3 protein-coding genes are annotated in these 1,212 nt (G+C 48.3%); all 3 read left to right on the top strand.

The features are described 5' to 3' along the window. Positions 1 to 731: molybdopterin molybdotransferase MoeA (locus tag A3751_RS14730; RefSeq protein ID WP_231876902.1), on the top strand; the 731-nt coding region annotated here is incomplete at its 5' end. Then, a complete protein-coding gene (gene moaD / locus A3751_RS14725) occupies positions 728 to 973 on the top strand; it encodes a molybdopterin converting factor subunit 1 (RefSeq protein WP_068457459.1) in 246 nt (81 codons plus the stop codon). The genes A3751_RS14730 and moaD, both read left to right, overlap by 4 nt. A 1-nt stretch (position 974) precedes the next feature. Then, on the top strand, positions 975 to 1,212 hold a 238-nt coding region (locus tag A3751_RS14720), incomplete at its 3' end, for a molybdenum cofactor biosynthesis protein MoaE (protein ID WP_197466375.1).

Raw genomic sequence — 1,212 nt, 5'->3', positions numbered from 1 at the left:
TTGCCAGTATCCATGTATTCAAGCCATTAAAAGTGGCCATACTTTCTACTGGGGATGAGCTTGCCGCGCCCGGAGAGACTTTAAAGCCAGGCCAGATCTATAATTCTAACCAAGCGCTGCTGAGCACACTTGTTCGCAACTTTGGTTTTGAATCTCTCGAAGTCGGTATTGTCGCCGACACCTTGGAAGCGACCAAACAAGCCTTATTGCGTGCAGCACAAGCCGACATCATTGTTTCTAGCGGTGGCGCTTCGGTTGGCGAGGAAGACTATATAAAAGCCGCGATTGAAGAAGTGGGCGAGATCGACTTTTGGCGCATCGCGATCAAACCCGGAAAACCCTTTATGCTCGGCGATGTGCAAGGCAAACCCGTTCTCGGACTGCCAGGAAATCCGTCCGCAGTGCTTGTCACCTTTCTTATGTTAGCCCGCCCCATGCTTCTAAAGCGCCAAGGTTGTAGAGCTCAGACCTACCGTTCACTCCGCCTGCCTGTAGGGTTTTCAGTCAAGTCGGCAAGCATTAGACGGGAGTTTCAGCGAGTGCGCTTAAATGAACGAGGACAATTGATTGCCCACCCTAACCAAAGCTCAGGCATGATGAGTTCCTCGTGCTGGGCTGAGGGCTTAGCCGTGATCCCAGAGAACACGCAACCTACCACGGGCGATCTCGTTGAATTTATCCCCTTCGCCAATCTTCTTCAATTTCCCGATACATTACTGGAGATAGGATGAATATCCTTTTTTTTGCGAGCTTGAAAGAACAGTTAGGCTGCTCCGAAGTTTCAATGGACCTAGATAACCCATGCTCTGTCGCTCAGATCAAGAACGATCTCATGGCAAAAGGCGAGCCTTGGCAATCTGCACTGTCTTCTCCAAATCTGTTAACCGCAGTAAATCAAGAAATAGCCAACAATGAAACCATCGTCTCAAATTCTGATGAGCTTGCGTTTTTCCCTCCGGTGACAGGTGGGTAAGATGATAAAAATTCAAAAAGAAGACTTTAATACATCTGATATACATCAGTATCTGCGAGAAGCCGCGCCAGCTAAAACGGGGGCTATTTGCATGTTCACTGGCCTCGTTCGAGAATTTGGTGATCAAAGTGACGTCCAGGCAATTGAACTCGAACACTATCCTGGAATGACGGAGAAACAGCTTCAAAACATTGTTGATCAAGCCAAGCAACGCTGGCCTATATTGGCAAGCTGCATCA

Source organism: Oleiphilus sp. HI0080 (assembly GCF_001635135.1).
Note: the sequence above shows the minus strand (reverse complement) of the source record. Positions and strands in the feature narration are given on the sequence as shown.

Excerpts from the sequence above, each read along its gene's own strand:
- moaD (WP_068457459.1), top strand. The coding sequence starts at position 728 with ATGAATATCCTTTTTTTTGCGAGCTTGAAAGAACAGTTAGGCTGCTCC.